The organism is Sphaerisporangium melleum (assembly GCF_014646695.1).
GTDB lineage: Bacteria > Actinomycetota > Actinomycetes > Streptosporangiales > Streptosporangiaceae > Sphaerisporangium > Sphaerisporangium melleum.
Genome location: NZ_BMNT01000060.1, coordinates 16,416 through 33,877, shown reverse-complemented (window position 1 = coordinate 33,877; position 17,462 = coordinate 16,416). Strand labels below are relative to the sequence as shown.

The 17,462-nt window shown below is 70.3% G+C and carries 9 protein-coding genes; 5 read left to right on the top strand and 4 right to left on the bottom strand.

The window, feature by feature from the left end:
• Positions 1 to 762: 762 nt before the first annotated feature.
• Complete coding sequence (locus IEY93_RS34750; protein ID WP_189167423.1) at positions 763 to 1,803, bottom strand: LacI family DNA-binding transcriptional regulator; 1,041 nt, start codon at positions 1,801 to 1,803, stop codon at positions 763 to 765.
• Between the two features lie 378 nt (positions 1,804 to 2,181).
• On the opposite strand from IEY93_RS34750, the gene IEY93_RS34745 reads away from it, so the two are divergent.
• The 4 genes from IEY93_RS34745 to IEY93_RS34730 all read left to right on the top strand — a co-directional run bounded on the left by IEY93_RS34745 (position 2,182) and on the right by IEY93_RS34730 (position 6,949).
• Positions 2,182 to 3,459: an ABC transporter substrate-binding protein gene (locus tag IEY93_RS34745; RefSeq protein WP_189167422.1), complete on the top strand. Its 1,278-nt coding sequence runs from the start codon at positions 2,182 to 2,184 to the stop codon at positions 3,457 to 3,459.
• A gap of 79 nt (positions 3,460 to 3,538) precedes the next feature.
• A complete protein-coding gene (locus IEY93_RS34740; protein WP_189167421.1) occupies positions 3,539 to 4,492 on the top strand; it encodes a carbohydrate ABC transporter permease in 954 nt (317 codons plus the stop codon).
• Between the two features lie 11 nt (positions 4,493 to 4,503).
• Positions 4,504 to 5,361, top strand: coding sequence for a carbohydrate ABC transporter permease (locus IEY93_RS34735; RefSeq protein WP_203969066.1), 858 nt, complete (start codon positions 4,504 to 4,506; stop codon positions 5,359 to 5,361).
• A gap of 49 nt (positions 5,362 to 5,410) precedes the next feature.
• Complete coding sequence (locus IEY93_RS34730) at positions 5,411 to 6,949, top strand: glycoside hydrolase family 43 protein (RefSeq protein ID WP_189167419.1); 1,539 nt, start codon at positions 5,411 to 5,413, stop codon at positions 6,947 to 6,949.
• A gap of 90 nt (positions 6,950 to 7,039) precedes the next feature.
• Here IEY93_RS34730 and IEY93_RS34725 read toward each other — a convergent pair whose 3' ends face one another.
• Positions 7,040 to 8,071, bottom strand: a complete 1,032-nt coding sequence (locus IEY93_RS34725; protein ID WP_189167418.1) for a LacI family DNA-binding transcriptional regulator — start codon at positions 8,069 to 8,071, stop codon at positions 7,040 to 7,042.
• Positions 8,072 to 8,722: 651 nt separating this feature from the next.
• On the opposite strand from IEY93_RS34725, the gene IEY93_RS34720 reads away from it, so the two are divergent.
• Positions 8,723 to 11,584, top strand: coding sequence for a cellulose-binding domain-containing protein (locus tag IEY93_RS34720; protein ID WP_189167417.1), 2,862 nt, complete (start codon positions 8,723 to 8,725; stop codon positions 11,582 to 11,584).
• 163 nt (positions 11,585 to 11,747) lie between these two features.
• Here IEY93_RS34720 and IEY93_RS39475 read toward each other — a convergent pair whose 3' ends face one another.
• Positions 11,748 to 14,108 (bottom strand): beta-L-arabinofuranosidase domain-containing protein, encoded by a 2,361-nt coding sequence (locus tag IEY93_RS39475; RefSeq protein ID WP_189167416.1) that lies wholly within the window; start codon positions 14,106 to 14,108, stop codon positions 11,748 to 11,750.
• A 272-nt stretch (positions 14,109 to 14,380) separates the two neighbouring features.
• The gene (locus IEY93_RS34710; RefSeq protein ID WP_203969070.1) at positions 14,381 to 16,420 is read right to left on the bottom strand and encodes a family 43 glycosylhydrolase; all 2,040 of its coding nucleotides are present in this window, start codon (positions 16,418 to 16,420) and stop codon (positions 14,381 to 14,383) included.
• Between the last annotated feature and the right edge of the window lie 1,042 nt (positions 16,421 to 17,462).

The following is a 17,462-nucleotide window of genomic DNA, read 5'->3' as shown; positions in this document are numbered from 1 at the left end:
GAGACCTCGCGCTCCTCCGTTTTTCCAGGGGGGACGACTCATGACGGAGTGGGGTCCGGCGCGCCTTCGATGTGAGCGCTGCCGAGCTTGAGGCCTGGCAGGAGAGGTGTGATGTACGGGTATTTTGTTAGCGCTAACACTGCGTACCGCCTTGACTCAGGAGCGTTTTCCATCCATGCCCCCGGGACGCCGATCGGCTCGGCGCCGGTGCGACGGCTCATGGCGCGCGTGGGGCCGGCCCCTCGCGCGATGAGCGGCGCCGCTCGTCCACGAACGTTTCCCGTCCGTGTCGCGAAGATTACGAGCCGATCCTGATCGGTGATCGCGATGAAGTCAACGATGGCCCGGCGGTGGCGGTCCCGGCTCCAGCGGTCGCCGGCGGCCGCTGCGGCGCGGCGATCATCGTCAACGGACCCGTTTTCGGTCGCCTCCCATCCGCGTGCCAGGTGGCCCGGTCCGGGAGCGGTTCCGGTTTCGGCGCAGGTGAGGGCCATCGCCCGGCGCTGCCCGGCGAAGGTGGCCGTCGAGTCGTCCCCCCGCCGGAGCGCGCGGGAAGGCGAGCACGCGATGCGGCGTCCGGCGGCCGGGGTGCCGGAATCGGGCCACGGAAATCGCTCGGTCTCGATCTGAAAATTTCAGGTCGCCGCCCACGGTGCCCGAAACGGCCATCTCCGCCGATCGGCCGTCCCGTGCGCCTGTTCTGCCGGCTTCTCTGGAGGATGCGAAGGTTTCGGTAATCCTCCGGCCGCGGGTCCGAAATCTTTAGCCGGCCGGCGGCGCGGTGCTCTGCCGGAGAACCAGGCTGGTGGTGAGTTCCATGCGGCTCTGCGGGAGCAGCCCGCCCTGCGCCAGGGTGACCAGCATGCCGGTGGCGGCCGCGGCCATGTCGGTGAGCGGCTGGCGGATCGTGGTGAGCGGCGGGACCAGCCACTGGGCCATCGGCATGTCGTCGAAGCCGACCACGCTCAGATCGTGCGGAATGCGCGCCCCGGCCTCGAAGGCGGCGTGGTAGACGCCCACGGCCTGGGCGTCGTTCGAGGTGAAGACGGCGGTCGGCGGCTCGGGCAGCGCGAGGAGACGGCGGGCGTGCACCAGGCCGCCGAGCACGCTGAAGTCGCCCTCCAGGACGAGGGCCGGGTCGACGGGCACCCCGGCGGCGTCCATCGCGGCCCGGTAGCCGTCCAGTCGCGCCCGGCTGGACAGGGCCCGGGCGGGGCCGGTGATGATGGCGATGCGCTGGTGCCCGAGGTCGAGGAGATGGCGCGTGGCCGACAGGCCGCCCGACCAGTTCCCCGCGCCGACCGACGGCACCTGGTGGCGCGGGTCGCCGCTCGGGTCGACCAGCACCAGGGGGATGCCGCGGGCGTGCAACTGCGCGCACTGGGTGTCGGTGAGCTGGGAGAAGATGGAGATCACCCCGGTGGGCCTGCGGCTCAGCACGTCCTCGATCCAGCCGCGGGACGGGGCGCGCCTGCCCTCGGTCGCCGAGAGCACGACACCCAGGCGGTGCTCGCGCGCCACGCGCTCGACGCCCTTGATGACGTCCATGGCGTGCGTGCCCTCCAGTTCGTGGAAGGCCAGCTCGATGAGGGGGGCCGGGCTCGGCCGCCGCTTCTGCCGCCGGTATCCGTGCCTGCGGATGAGCCCTTCGACCAGGGTGCGCGTCTCGGGGGCGACCTGGGTGCGGCCGTTGACGACCTTGGAGACCGTGGCCGTGGACACTCCGGCCAGCTCGGCGATCTGCGCGATGGTGAGCGCCTGGGGCGGGTCTGCGGGGGAGGACGGCTCTGTCGTCGCGGACATGCTGGCAGTGTAACTCCGAAAGTTGCAATCGTAGCCCGATTGTTTCGGAGACATTGCTGTTGGATTATTGACGGGCTCGTTGTCTCCGACCTAGTGTCCCGAGTTAACGATCGGCCTGGTGCTCAAAACGTTTCTGCCTCACCACGCCTAAATGAGAGCTCTGGCTCTCGAAATGCCAGGTCGGCGCCGCGGCCGAGGCCGTGGCCGGTGCCCCTCGGCACGGGAACCCGGCTTCGCCGTGCAGCCATAAGCCGGATTTCGGTCGGTCCGTGACCGAAACGTAAGGAGCGCAACATGCAACGCGGCTCCGGCCTTCCGCGTCCATCCGTCGCGCCGCGCTGACCCCGCCCCCGATCACAGCAGGTGAAAGAGGTCGCCGTGAAATTCCGCAACGTCTCAACGGTCGCGGTCGCCGTGGCCGCGGCTCTCACCATGGCAGCTTGTTCCGGCACGTCGGGCGGCACGTCCTCCGCCGGCTCCGACGGCAAGTCCTTCGAGTTCTGGTCGTTCACCGGGATCAACCAGAAGCAGTCCGTCACCCAGTACCAGCAGAAGAAGCCGGACGTCCAGGTCAAGCTGACCGAGGTGGGGAACGCGCAGGAGACGGCGCAGGCGCTCACCACCGCGCTCGCCGGCGGCAAGGTGCCCGACCTGGTGCTCATCCAGGGCGACGACCTGCCCAAGTTCGTGCAGCAGCCGCAGAACTTCGTCGACCTTCGCACACTGGGCGCCGACAAGATGAAGGGCGACTACCTGGACTGGGTGATCAGCCAGGCGGTGACCAAGGACGGCACGATCATCGGCATCCCCACCGACGTGGGCGGCATGGCGATCGCCTACCGGACCGACCTGTTCAAGGCCGCCGGGCTGCCGACCGACCGCGAGGAGGTGGCCAAGCTCTGGCCCACCTGGGACGCCTTCATCGAGACCGGCAAGAAGTACACCGCGGCCACCGACAAGGCGTTCATCGACAACGCCGCGACGGGCGTCTTCTCCCAGGTGGTGAACCAGGGGTCGGAGAAGTACTACGACCCGGCCGGCAATGCGGTGTACGACCGCAGCCCGCAGGTCAAGCTCGCCTTCGACCTGGGGATCAAGGCCGTGACCGCCGGGATCACCGCCAAGCAGAGCTCGTTCACCGACGGCTGGAGCGCCGCCATGAAGAAGGGCGACTACGCCGCCGTCGCCGCGCCCTCCTGGATGCTCGGCTCCATCCGCGACAACGCCCCGGACACCAAGGGCAAGTGGGACATCGCCACGATCCCCGGCGGGGCGGGCAACTGGGGCGGCAGCTACCTCGCCATCCCGGCGCGCGCCAAGAACCCCAAGGCCGCCTGGGACTACATCGCCACGAACCTGTCGCCGCAGGGCCTGCTCGAGCACTTCCTCGACGCCGGATCGCTGCCGCCGACCCCGTCGGTGTACAAGGACCCGAAGCTGACCTCGGTGAAGGACCCGTTCTTCTCCGACGCCCCGATCGGCACGATCTACACCGACTCCCTGCTCGGCCTCAAGCCGTTCCTCATCGGGCCGGACAGCGTCGCGATCGGCACGGAGTTCCTCAACGCCATCACCAACGTCGAGCAGGGCAAGGGCGACCCCGCCAAGGCGTGGGACGCGGCGCTGGCCAACATCAAGACCGCGATCGGCGGCTAGGACCTCCTGCCACGAGCGCCGGCGGCGCGCGGGCGGCCCGCGAGGGCCCGGCGCCGCCGGCGGGGAAGCGACGAGAAGCGTGACGACGAGTATCAGCCCCGCCCGGGCACCCCTTGCCCCGCCCGCACCGGTCGGGAGGCCGCGGCGGAGCCTCACCGAGATCGTGGCCCCCTACGCCTACATCGCCCCGTTCTTCGTGATCTTCGCGGTGTTCGGCCTCCTCCCCCTGCTGTTCACCTTCTACGTTGCGCTGTACGACTGGAACCCGATCGGCGACCACCTGTTCATCGGGCTGGACAACTTCGCCCGCCTGCTGGCCGACGCCCGGTTCTGGAACGCGGCGCGCAACACCCTGAGCATCTGGCTGCTGTCCACCGTGCCGCAACTGCTCGGCGCGCTCCTGCTGGCGCACCTGCTCAACCACGTCCGGCTGCGCTTCGCGCTGCTGTTCCGCATGTCGATGCTGGTGCCGTACATCACCTCGGTCGCCGCCACCGCGATCGTGTTCTCCCAGATGTTCGACCGCGACTACGGGCTGCTCAACTGGCTGCTCGGCCTGGCGGGCATCGGGCCCATCGACTTCATCCAGTCGGTGTGGGGCAGCCACGTGCTGATCGCCGTCATGGTCACCTGGCGGTGGTTCGGCTACACGACGCTGCTCTACCTCGCCTCCCTGCAGGCGGTCCCCCGGGGGATCTACGAGGCGGCCGCGGTCGACGGCGCCGGCAACTGGCGGCAGTTCGTGCACATCTCCCTCCCGTCGCTGCGGCCGGTCATCGTGTTCACCGTCGTGACGTCGACGATCTACGGCCTGCAGATCTTCACCGAGCCCCTGCTCATCTCCAAGGGCACCCAGACCTGCGGTCCGGTGCGGCAGTGCCAGACGCTGACCTTCTTCCTGTACGAGCAGGCCTTCGGCCAGTTCAGGTTCGGCTACGGCTCGGCGATCGGCGTGGCGCTGTTCGTGATGGTCGTCGTCCTCGCCGGGATCAACTACTTCCTGTCCACCCGGATCCGCCCGGAACGGCCATGAGCGGAGCGACCATGACGACCACGACCACCACGACGACCAGGCGGCGGTCCGGCGACCGCGTCCGCTGGTGGACCTACGCGCTGCTGATCCTGGCCGCGTTCACCTGCCTGTTCCCGCTCTACTGGATGTTCGTCGTCGCCACGACCGACACGGCGACGGCGACGCGGCTGCCTCCCGAGATCCTGCCGGGCGGCAACTTCTTCCGTCTGGCCGGCCTGGTCTTCTCGACCGTGCCCTTCGTGCAGTCGATCATCAACAGCCTGATCGTCGCCGGGGTGATCGGCGCGGGCCAGGCGGTGCTGTGCGCGCTGGCCGGCTTCGCGTTCGCCAAACTGCGCTTCCGCGGACGGGACGTGCTGCTCCTGGTCGTCGTCCTCACCATGACCGTGCCGACACAGCTCGCCATCGTGCCGCAGTACATGATCGTCTCCTGGCTGAACTGGACCGACACGCTGCAGGCGCTGATCGTTCCCGGCCTGGCCAACGCGTTCGGGATCTTCTGGATGCGTCAGCACATCTCCTCGGCCATCAGTGACGAGATCCTGCAGGCGGCCCGCATCGACGGCGCCTCCACCTGGCAGATCTTCTGGCGCATCGTGTTCCCGCTGGTGCGTCCCGCCGCCTTCGTGCTCGGGCTGCTGGGCTTCGTCACGGCCTGGAACGACTTCCTGTGGCCGTTCGTGGTGCTGAAGTCGCCGGAGATGTACACCGTGCAGATCGCGATCAAGGCCCTGCAGAACAGCTTCAACATCGACCTCGGGCTCGCGATGTCCGGCTCCTTCCTGGCCACCCTTCCCCTGCTCGTCCTGTTCGCCTTCGTCGGACGCCGCATGGTGGCCGGGATCATGGACGGCGCCTTCAAAGGCTGAGCCGCCCGGCGCTGACGGCAACGAACCCGGCAGAAAGGACCTCCCCAACGTGCGGACCTACCGCAACCCGGTGCTCCCTGGATTCCACCCCGACCCGAGCGTCTGCCGGGTGGGGGAGGACTACTACCTCGTGTGCTCCAGCTTCGAGTACTTCCCCGGGGTGCCCATCTTCCACAGCCGTGACCTGGTGCACTGGCGGCAGATCGGCAACGTGCTGGACCGGCCCTCCCAGCTCCGCCTGCCCCCCGAGGCGCTCGCCTCCCGCGGCATCTACGCGCCGACGATCCGGCACCACGACGGCCTGTTCTACGTGATCACCACGAACATGAGCGGCGACGAGCGGCGCAACTTCCTGGTGACGGCCGAACGCCCGGAGGGCCCCTGGTCGGACCCGGTCTGGATCGACCTGCCCGGCGTCGACCCCGACCTCGCCTGGGAACAGGACGGCACCTGCTGGTGCTCCACCTCCGGGACCCGGCTGTCCCGCATCGACCCGGCCACCGGCGAGGTCCTGGAAGGTCCCGTGCGCATGTGGTCGGGCACCGGCGGCAGATACCCGGAGGCGCCGCACTTCTACCGCATCGGCGAGTGGTGGTACCTGCTGCTGTCCGAGGGCGGCACCGAACGCGCGCACGCCATCTCCGTGGCCCGCGCCCGCTCGCCGCGCGGCCCGTACGAGCCCGCCCCCGGCAACCCGATCCTCACCCACCGCGGCACCGACCGGCGCATCCAGAGCACCGGGCACGCCGACCTGGTCTCCGCGCCCGACGGCACCTGGTGGATGATCATGCTGGCCGTCCGTGCGCGCGGCTTCTCGCCGGAGTTCCAGGTGCTCGGCCGCGAGACGTTCCTCGCCCCGGTGACCTGGGAGGACGGCTGGCCGGTCGTCGGGCCGGTCGAGGACGAACATCCCGCGCCGGCCGCCTGGCACCCGCTGCCGCCGCCCCCGGTCCGCGACGACTTCGACGGCCCGGTGCTCGCGCCGGGCTGGATCTCCCTGCGCGACCGCCCGGAGGGCGCCTGGTCGCTGAGCGAGCGGCCCGGCCGGCTGACCCTGCACGCCACCGGCCCGACACTCGACCGGCCGGGCCACACGTTCGTCGGGCGGCGTCAGCAGCACCACGACTGCCGGTTCAGCGCGCGGCTCGACCCCGGCGCGGCCCGCGCCGGGCTCACCCTGCGCCTCGACGAGGCCCACCACTACGACATCGAGGTGTACCAGGGAGAGGCGTCGGCGATCGCGAGGATCGGCCCGCTGCGCCAGGTCGTGGCGCGGTGCCCGGTGCCGCCCGGGCCGCTCACGCTGTTCATCGACGTTCGCACCACCGGCATCCTGCCGCCGACGGTCACCGCGGCCGGCCAGGTGGACGCCGGACCGCTCGGCGTGGGGCCGCACGGACCGGACACGGTCTCCCTGGGCGTGGAGACCGGCGAGCGGGTGGTCCTGGCCGAACTCGACGGGCGCTACCTGTCCACCGAGGTCGCCACCGGGTTCACCGGGCGGGTGGCCGGCATGTACGTCACCGAGGGCGACGCGGCCTTCGACTGGTTCGACTACGAAGGGCGGGACGGCGCCGCCGAGGCGTGACGGCGCGCCGGGTCGTCCCGCCCTGTCGGCCGGGCAGGACGAGCCGGCGCCGCCGCGCGGGGGAACGCCCGAGCCGCCGGGCGCACCCGCTCAGCGCTTGGGCGGCGCGGTGCTCTCGCGTACGACCAGATCGGTGGCGAACTCGATGCGGTTGCGCACGAGCGGCTCGCCTCCCGCGAGCGTCATCAGCATGTCGGCAGCGGTCGCGGCCATCTCGGTGAGCGGCTGGCGGACCGTGGTCAGCGGCGGGATCGCCCACCGCGTCGGCGGCATGTCGTCGAAGCCGACGACGCTCAGGTCGTCCGGGATGCGCAGCCCGAGCTCGTAGACCGCGCGGTAGACGCCCACGGCCTGGCCGTCGTTGCAGGTGAAGATGGCGGTGGGCGGATCGGGCAGGCTCAGCAGCCGGTGGGTGTGGGTCACGCCGTCCTCGATCTGGAAGTCGCCCTGGCAGATCAGCTCGGGGTCGACCGGGACGCCGGCGGTGTCCAGCGCCGCGCGGTAGCCGTCGAGCCGGGCGCGGCTGGACAGCGCGCGGGCGGGGCCGGTGATGACGGCGATGCGCCGGTGCCCGAGCGCGAGCAGGTGGTGGGTGGCCGCCAGCCCGCCGTTCCAGTTGCCGGCGCCCACCGAGGGCACCGGGTGGGCCGGATCGCCCATCGGGTCCAGCAGGACGAGGGGGACGCCGCGCGTGGCGAGCCGGTCGTGCTGGACGTCGGTCAGGCTGGAGAAGACCGCGATGACCCCGGCCGGACGGCGGGTGAGCACGTCCTCCAGCCAGTCGCCGGCGCCGGCGCCGCCGGGCAGCTCGGAGACCGACACCGCCAGGTGGTGCTCGCGCGCCACCTGGCCGACCCCCTTGATGATCTCCGTAGGGTAGTCGCCGGCGAGCTCATGGAAGATCACCTCCAGCAGGGCGGACGGGTTGCCCCGGCGTCGCTGCCGGCGATAGCCGTGCTCACGGATGAGGCCCTCGACCAGAGAGCGGGTGCCGGGCGCGACGGCGGACCGCCCGTTCACCACCTTGGAGACCGTGGCCTTGGACACCCCGGCGAGCTCGGCGAGCTCCGCGATGGTCAGCGGCTCGGCGCCGGGCACGGATGACTCCCCCAAAGCGGTCATGACCGTAGTTTAGGAGCGCCGCTCGGCACCGGGCGAACCTCGGCCCGCGCAGGGCTTGCGGAACACCGTGGATGGGCGAAGGCGGAAGTGCGCGGAAAGCACCGGAAATTTTTTCCGGTGCCGGCTACGCGACCGGCCGCGCTCACTTGGGCCGGCACCTGCGCTTTTCCCGGTAATCGTCGTGCACGGCCTGGCGGTTCACCCATTGTTCGGCGGCACTTTCATCCGGAAAAAACGCCGTATCCAGGCTGAAATTTGCAGGCCCGGTGGGCGGGCGAACCCGCGCCGGCCGGCCGGAAAGCGCAGGTCGGACCTGCGGCTCCGGCCACCGTGCCGGGGGAGCGGCGGCCGGTTCGTTGACGTGCCGCACCCGGTCGGGTTGGCTTCGCGGACGGTGCTCCCATCTCCGTCCGCGCGATCGGACGCGGTCGTCCGGCGGACGGGGCTGTTAGCGCTAACAACCGCTTTCCCTCCGCATCGGCCGTGGCACCACCGAGTACGTCGATCGCCCCGTGCGACCGAGCGGAGCGGGAAGCCGCAGGCCGCGCCGCCGTGCCTTCGCGGCGTCCGCCCGCAGGCCACCTGTGCCGCAGGAGGCCGCACCGGCTCCAGGTCTTCTCGCGACCGTCCACCACTCCCCGAGGAAGTCAGATGCGAGTCATCCCCCATCGGCTACGGCCGGCCCTGGCGGCCATCACCGCCATCGTGGCCACCGTCGCCATCGCCCTCACCCCGATCTCGTCCGCGCACGCGGCCACTGCCTGCCGGGTCACCTACACGGTGACCAACCAGTGGGAGGGCGGCTTCGGCGCCAACGTCGTCATCGACAACCTCGGTGACCCGGTCGACGGCTGGCGGCTCACCTGGTCCTTCACCGCCGGGCAGATCATCTCCCAGCTCTGGAACGGCAGCCACACCCAAAGCGGCGCGCAGGTCACCGTCACCAACGCCTCCTACAACGCCGCCATCCCGACCAGCGGCAGCGTCAGCTTCGGGTTCAACGGCACCTGGACCGGCGCCAACCCGGCCCCGGCGAGCTTCGCGCTCAACGGCACCACGTGTGACGGCACGGTGAACCCCTCGCCGTCCCCCAGCCCGTCTCCGTCCCCGTCGCCCAGTCCCTCACCCTCGCCCAGTCCCTCACCCTCGCCGAGTCCTTCACCCAGTCCGTCGCCGAGCCCCTCGCCGAGCACGTCCCCGTCGCCGGGCGCCACCACGACGGCGTGGCAGGCGGGCCGGTTCGTGGTGGACACCCCGAACGTGGTGCGCCGGTCGAATATCGTGTTCAACCGGGCCAACACCAGCGCGACCCAGTTCGCTCCGCTGGGCAACGGCACGCTGGGCGTGGCGGCGTGGGGCGCGAACGGGTTCACCGCGCAACTGAACCGCAACGACACCTTCCCCGACCGCAAGTCGCCGGGACAGGTGTTCATCCCCGGTCTGAGCCGGTTGACCGGCGCCTCGGACTTCAAGGGCTACATGGACCTGTACGACGGGACGCTGTACGAGTCCGGCGGCGGCATGACGCTCAAGGCGTACGTGCGGGCCGACACCGCGCAACTGGTCGTGGACGTCACCGGCGCCGACCCCAACAGTGCGCAGACCGCGCAGGTCAAGCTGTGGAGCCCGCGCAACCCGCGGGCGGAGGCGTCCGGCTCGGTGGCGACGCTCTCCGAGACCTGGACCGACGGCGGCACCGGGGGCTCCGGCCGGACGTTCGGGTCGATGGCGGGCGTCAGCGCGGGCGGACGCAACGTACGGGCGACCAACCCGGACTCGCGGACGGCGCAGGTGAGCTTCCAGCCCAACACCGACGGGTCGTTCCGGGTCATCGTGGTGTCCCCGGGCTGGACCGGTGGCAGCGCCCTGACCACCGCGACCACCCTGCTGGGCGGTGACCTGACCCGCGGCTCGGCCGACCTGGCCGCGAGCACCCTGTCGTGGTGGCACGACTACTGGAACTCGACCGGCCTGATCAAGATCACGTCCGCCGACGGGTCCGGTGAGTACTTCGAGAACATGCGGACGCTGTACCAGTTCGCCATCGCCGCCGGTAACCGCGACACCCTCCCGGGCACCCAGGCCGGCGAGGCCAACCTGTTCAACGTCGGCCAGGACACCCAGCCGTGGTACCCGGCGGGGTACTGGTTCTGGAACCTGCGGATGATGATCCAGGCCAACCTCGCGGCCGGTGCCTTCTCCCTGAACGCGCCGATGTTCACCCTCTATCGCACCAACCTGAGCAACATCACGGCCTGGACCACCACGCACTATCCGGGACACGAGGGCATCTGCGTGCCCGAGACGATGCGGTTCAACGGCAACGGCACCTGGTACTCGGGCAACGAGTCCTGCGAGTCGCGCATCGCCCCGTCGTACAACTCCCAGACCGTCACCACCGGCGCCGAGATCGGGCTGTGGATCTGGCAGACCTACCTGGCCACCGACGACCGGGCGTTCCTGTCGGCGAACTACCCGATCATGCGGGACTCGGCGAAGTTCCTGCTGTCGCACGCCAAGACCGGCTCCGACGGCCTGCTGCACACCACCTCCAACGCCCACGAGACCCAGTGGGCGGTCAACGACCCGGTCACCGACGTGGCCGCGATGCAGGCGCTCTTCCCGGTCACGGTGTCGGCGGCCCAGACCCTCGGCCTCGACTCCGACCTGGTGAGCCGGCTGCAGGCGGCGATCCCGAAGATCCGGCCGCTGCCCCGTACCGACTTCGGCCAGACCCAGGTGCTCACCCCGTCCAGCGACGCGGCCGGCAACGACATGATCGCCCTGTCCGCGCAGCCGACGGCCGCCAAGCACAACGTGGAGAACCTCGGCCTGGAGGCGGTGTGGCCCTACAACCTGATCGGGGACACCGGCAACCAGTCCGACCTGGCCAAGCGCACCTTCAGCCACCGCAGCTACAAGACCGAGACCGACTGGAGCTACGACGCGCTGCACGCGGCCCGGCTGGGCCTCGGCGCCGACATGCGGACCGCGCTGATCGCCAACGTCAACAAGTACCAGGTCTTCCCCAACGGGTTCGCCAGCTGGGACGTCTCCAAGACGACCAACCCGTACCTGGAGCAGATGGGGGTGACCGCCGCGTCGATCGGTGAGGCCCTGGTACAGAGCTACGACGGCACGGTGCGGATCGCACCGGGCTGGCCGAGCGGCTGGGACGCCGACGGCACGGCGTACATCCAGCACAAGGGCAAGGCCTACGTCCAGATCCGCAACGGGAACCTGGTCACCGTCGCGGTCCAGGCCGGGGCGAACGGCACCATCACCGTGCGCAACCCGTGGCCGGGCCAGAACGTCACGGTCGTCGACGGCTCCGGCGGCACCGTGCTGAGCAACCAGACCGGGGCGACCATCGCCGTGCCGGCGCAGGCCGGCACGTCGTACCTGATCCAGCGGGCCTCGTCGCCCACCACCGCCCTGGCCCACTGGCCGGTCACCGGTACCCCGGCGACCGCGCCCAAGGTCCTGGGCAGCCGCACCATCGGCGTCCGCTGACCCCCGCCCCGGCCGCCGGCACCCGCCGGCGGCCGGGGCCTTCCCCGCCGGACGTCGTCCGGGACACCGAGCGCCGGGCCGCCAATGCGGCCCGGCGCTCGGTGTCGTCCCCGGGACGGTGCCCTTTCACCCAGGCGAGCGGTTTCGCGCTCGCCGGCGGGTGCTAGCCGTTGGCGACCAGCCGCCACCGGTTGTCGGCGGTGCCGTTGTCGGAGTCCTGGACGGCCTGGGCGCCGTTGGCGGTGGAGTTGTTCTGGATGGCGAGCAGCTTGCCGCTGTTCACGTTGCGGATCTTGTACGTTCCGTCGCCGTTGTTGACCATGACCCATCGGTGGTCGGCGGTGCCGTTGTCGGACCACTGCAGGACGCGGGCGCCGTCGGAGGTGGACATGTTCTCCACGCCCAGCACCTTGCCGCTGTTGACGTTGCGGAGCTTCACGGCGTCCCCGTCGGTGACCATCACCCAGTTGTGGTCGGCGGTGCCGTTGTCGGTCCACTGCAGCGCGAGGCCGCCGTCGGCGGTGGACATGTTCTGGATGCCGAGCGCCAGCCCGCTGGCCGCGTTGATCAGCCGGTGGCTTCCCGTCCCGGTGCCGCCGCCGGTGGTGCTCCAGTAGACGGTGTAGTTGTGCCCGTGAGCGTCGTAGAACGGGATGAGGTTGACGGTGGAGCCGTTGGCGGTCGCGGTGAAGGTGAGTGCGGTGGTGCTGGTGCGGGTGATCGAGCCGGTGTTGAGGCTGGGCAGCGCGGACAGGCTGGTGTTGCCGTAGTTGCCGGACAGCACGACCGGCCCGTAGGTGATCGCCGCCACGTTCTGGTTGTCGTTGGCGGCCTTCATGACCACCCGCATGGGCAGCCGGACGGTCACGGTGTCGCCGGCGGCCCAGGTGCGCGTGAGGGCGGCGTAGCTGCCGGGGGTGGTGGTCACGCTCTGCTGGGTGCCGTTGACGCTGATGGTGGCGCCGGTGGTCCAGCTCGGGATGCGCACGCGCATGGTCCAGTTGCCCGCGGCGTTGCCGGTGACCTGCAGGGTGGTGGTGTCGCTCGCCGGGTAGGTCGTGGTCTGGGTGACGGTGATGCCGCGCTGGGTCCAGTTCAGCACCGACGGCATGAACAGGTTCACCGTCAGCGTGGTGTCGTTGTAGAAGTAGATGGAGTCCATCAGCCTCGTGTTGACCTCCACCCCCGTGCCCTGGCAGCACCAGAACGAGTTGTAGTCGGTGCTCCACGTGCCGCCGCCCCACGCCGGGCCCACACCGCGGCGGCCACCCGGCTTGAGCGGGGTGAAGTAGGTGATGTGCCCGTGGCCGTCCGAGGGGTTCTGCGCGCCGATGACGTGGTTGAGCAGCGCCTGCTCGTAGAAGTCCACGTACGCCACCCGGTCGGGGTTGAGCAGCCACAGCTCCCGGGTCAAATTCAGCATGTTGACGGTGTTGCAGTGTTCGCAGGTGTCGTTGCTGAGGTATCCGGCGATCGCGTTGGGCGCCCGGAAGTGCTCGGCCTGGCTGTTGCCGCCGATGGCGTAGGTGTGCGCGCCGACGGTGATGTTCCAGGCGTTGGTGGCGATGTCGCGGTAGCGGGTCGTGCCGGTGGCCTTGTACTCGCGCGCCGCGCCGATCCACTTGGGCACCTGCGTGTTGGCGTGCAGGCCGTTGAGCTGGTCCTGATTCGACGCCAGCGGGTTGAACACGGCGGCGTGGTCGAACCGCTGCGCCGCGGTGAGCCAGCGCCCGTCGCCGGTCTGCTGGTAGATGTCGGTCAGCACGGCGTTCATGCCGCCGAACTCGGTGCCGAGCATCGACTGCATCTGGCTGGACGACAGCCTGCTCGTCCGCCAGTCCACCCAGCCGGCGAGCGCGAGGAGCACGTCCTTGGCCTGGGTGCTGCCGATGTAGCGCCACGCGTCGAGCAGGCCGGTCATGATCTTGTGGATGACGTAGTACGGCACGTTGCCGTTGCTGAGCGTGCGGGCTTCCAGGGCGGAGAAGTCGGACTCGGGGAAGCCGCACAGGTAGCCGGTGTTGAAGCCGGCGGCGCCGTTGTTCGCCTGGCACTTGGCCAGCTCGGCGACCATGTAGGTCGCCTTGTCCCGGCAGGTGGTGTCGCCGAGCACGGCGTAGGCCTGGGACCACGCGGTGAGGAAGTGCCCCTGCATGTGGCTGCGGAACGGGAACGAGGGCGCGTCCCACCCGCCGTTGGAGGCCGCGCCGGCGGTGGACAGCCGGTGGTTGGACCGGAAGACGTACAGCAGCCGGTTGACGTCCACGTCCCGCAGGTACGACAGCGTCCGGTTCTGGTTGTCCATCCACCGGCTGGAGGTCAGCCGCACCTGGCCGTGCTCGAACGCGTACGCCGACACGCCGATGTCGGTGCGGGCCGGGGGGACCACGGCCGCTGCGGCCGCGGAGGTGGAGGTCGCGGCGCCGGCCGGGCTGGTGGTGGCGATCTGGCCGACGGCGGAGGCGGCGACGGCGACGCCGGCGGCCTGGAACAGCTGGCGGCGGCTGAGCGGTGAGGGGGACATGCTTCTCCTCGGTTGCGGGGATGGGCGGAAAAAGGGAAAAGGATTGCCGATCGGGGCGTGAATCCGCCTGGGACTTCGGCGGCCCCGCGGGGGGCCGCGCACTGCTGTGAGCGGGGTGTGGCGCCGGGGGACCGGGCGGGCCGGCCGGGTCCCCCGGCGTGTCACGACCGCCCTCGCCCTGGTGGGGGCGGGGGCGGGGTGCGTGGTGTCGCCGGGAGAGCCGGCCGGGCGCCGTACGGCGCCCGGCCGGCTCCTGTGCCGCGCGGGTTACGTCACGGGGTGGTCATGGTGAACCGCGGCACGCTCACCGCGCCGCCCAGCGACTGGGTGGCGTAGTTGAAGATCGCGTAGCGATGGCCCATGAAGAACTGCCAGGCGTTGCCCATGGTGAAGGCCGGGCCGAGCGTGGTGAAGTTCGTCCCGTCGGTGCTGTAGGAGAAGCGGACCTGTCTGCCGGTGCCGGGCCGGATGTCGGCGTTGGCCCGCAGCCAGATCTTGCCTCCGGAGATCGCGGCGCTCGCGGCCTCGGTGCCCGTGCCGGTGGTGTTCCAGTTGGAGTCCATGCTCAGGCCGTTGGTCATGACCACGCGGTTCTGCCCGTTGTCGCGTTTGACGCCGATCCAGGCCGAGGAGTCGCGAAGGATCGCGAGGCCCGCCCGGTCGCCGTCACGCATGGCCGAGTAGTCCAGCTCGATCGTCCCGGTCGAGGTCGGTCCCTGGATCCGGCGGGTCAGCGTGTTGCGCGCTTTGTACAGGTCGTTGGTGACGGTCGCCGTCTGCAGCCGCAGCCCGTTGTTCACCGAGTACTTGGTGTCGTCGGGGTTGTGGTTCCACTCCCACTCCGGCCCGAGGGTGGTGCCGGCGAAGGTGTCGGTCCCGGTCGGCGGCTTCACCTGGCGCGGCGGCCGCGGCACGTTCGGGTACGGGTAGGAGGCGCCCCAGGCGTTGTTGACGGTCTGGACGGTGGGCCAGCCGTCGGAGGACCAGTTGATCGGGGCCAGCACCGGCACCCGTCCGCCGGGGTAGGCGTCCTGGAAGCCCATGTAGTACCAGGCGCCGTTCTGGGTCTGCACCAGGCCGCCCTGGTGCGGCACGCCGCCCCCGGAGATCGGGCCCGGCATGTTCAGCAGCACCTGGCGCATCTCGTACGGCCCGAACGGGCTGGAGGACTTCAGGATGTACTGCCCGTTGGCCGGCTTGGTGAGGAAGATGTAGTAGAAGCCGTTGCGCTTGTAGAACCGCGAGCCTTCGAGCGTGCCGACGTTGGACGGCGTCTGGAACACCTGCTGGGAGCGCACCTCGGACTTCCCGTCCGCCGAGAGCTGGGCCACGCTGATGCTGGTGTTGCCGTAGGCGACGTACATCGTGTCGTTGTCGTCGACGAGCAGCCCGGCGTCGTAGTAGCACTTGTTGATCGTGGTGTGCCGGTTCCACGGCCCCTCGACCGCGCTCGCGGTGTAGATGTAGGTCTTGCTGAAGTCGATGCAACCGCCCCAGTAGAACGTCTTGTTGCTCTTGCGGTAGTTCAGGAACGACGCCCAGATGCCGTCGATGTAGGCCTGGCCGCCGTTCAGGTCGTACTTGCTGCCGAAGTCCAGCTTGGGCACCGAGTGGCCGGCGTACTCCCAGTTGACCATGTCGTACGAACGCAGGATCGGCGCGCCGGGGGAGTAGTGCATCGTCGAGGCCGAGTAGTAGTAGGTGTCGTCCACCCGGAAGATGTCGATGTCCGCCAGGTCCTGCCACAGCACCGGGTTGGAGTACGTCGACGACGGCGGCCACGGGCCCGCGGACGGGGACGGTGACGGCGAGGGAGACGGCGACGGGGACGGGCTGGGCGACGGGCTCGGGCTCGGCGAGGGGCTCGGCGACGGGCTCGGGCTCGGGGACGGGCTGGTGGTGGAGCCGGTGCAGGTGGTCCCGTTCAGGGCGAAGCTCGCCGGGACCGGGTTGCTGCCGGTCCAGGTGCCGTTGAAGCCGAAGCTGACGCTGCCGCTGGTCGGGATGGCGGCGTTGTAGGAGGCGTTGGTGACGGTGACCTGCGCGCCGCTTTGGGTGTGGCTGCCGTTCCAGAGCTGGGAGATGGTCTGCCCGGCGGTGAAGGACCAGGTGAGCCGCCAGCCGTCGACCGGGTCACCGAGGTTGGTCACCTCGACGTTGGCGCCGAACCCGCCACCCCACTCGTTGGTCACCGTGTAGGCGACCCGGCATCCCGCGGCGGCCTGTGCGGAGACCGCGGTCATGACTCCTAAGACACTGAGCACGGTGGCCAGCGCGGCCACCAGCCGGCGCCGATGTCGGGTGAGACGCACGGTAATCCTCCAGAGGGATCGGTGAATCGGGGTGGTCGCCGGCGCCGTGCACGGTGCCGGCCTCGGCGGGCCGCCCGCCTGTCAGGCCGTGGCGCGGTTCGACCCGGCACGCCGTCGGCGCTGTTCGGGTGCCGATGTGGCCGCTGCCACGGTGGTCTGCGTAGGTGCCCGCTCGGGTTCTGCCTGAGGGCGGCGAGCACGCTGATCTGTTAGCGTTAACAGCCCTGTGCCTGGCTCTCTCGGGCAGCCGGGCACGGGGACGGGACGGTGGGCGCGGGTGACGGCCGGGGGTGGCGCGTGGTGCGCTGCCGAGGACGGGGGTGCAGGCCGCGCTCCGGCACGGAATGGCCATGCGCCGGCCGTCATGGCGCTGCTATTCGGCACACGGAGCACCTTTCTGGAACGTCGTCGAGGGCGTCGATATCGGCGAGGCCTCCGCGCGTGGTGAGGGCCGGATCGCGGGAGGTGTCGCCCGGGGTCCCGCGGCACACGGTCGCCGGTGCGTCGCCGGTGAACGGAAGACCCGTCTGTTAGCGCTAACAGTGCCTGCTCGGAGTGGCGTGCTCCTTCCTCGCGTGCTGAAGGTGGTGGTGCGCGGAGCAAATACGACGCCGCCGACCTCCGTCAAGGCGGTGGCTCCCAGGGGCCCCGGCCTCGCCGCCGCCCGTCGCGCGTCATCTGCGCCGACACCGCGACGCCGCACATCCCGGCGGGGGTGCGGTGATGAAACATTCATCGAGATGAGAGGCCCGCGGCGGCCGGAATCGGGGCCGGGTGAAACTTACGGTGAGCAGGCGTGCCGTCCGCGCAGCACACGGGGACGTTCGTTCGCCGGCCCACCGAAACGATCGGGGCACGGCCTTGACACGTTACGTACGGGTTTCCAGACTGAGTCCCCGAAGCGGCTTCCTCCTGCCGGAGTCGGTGGTGAGCGGCAGGGGCCGCAGTACGCGATGCCCGTCCGGCACACGTCCCTCTCGCCGGCGCCACGCGTCGATTCCGCGGATGCACTCCGCGTCCCCTCGAACGACTCAGCAGTGGA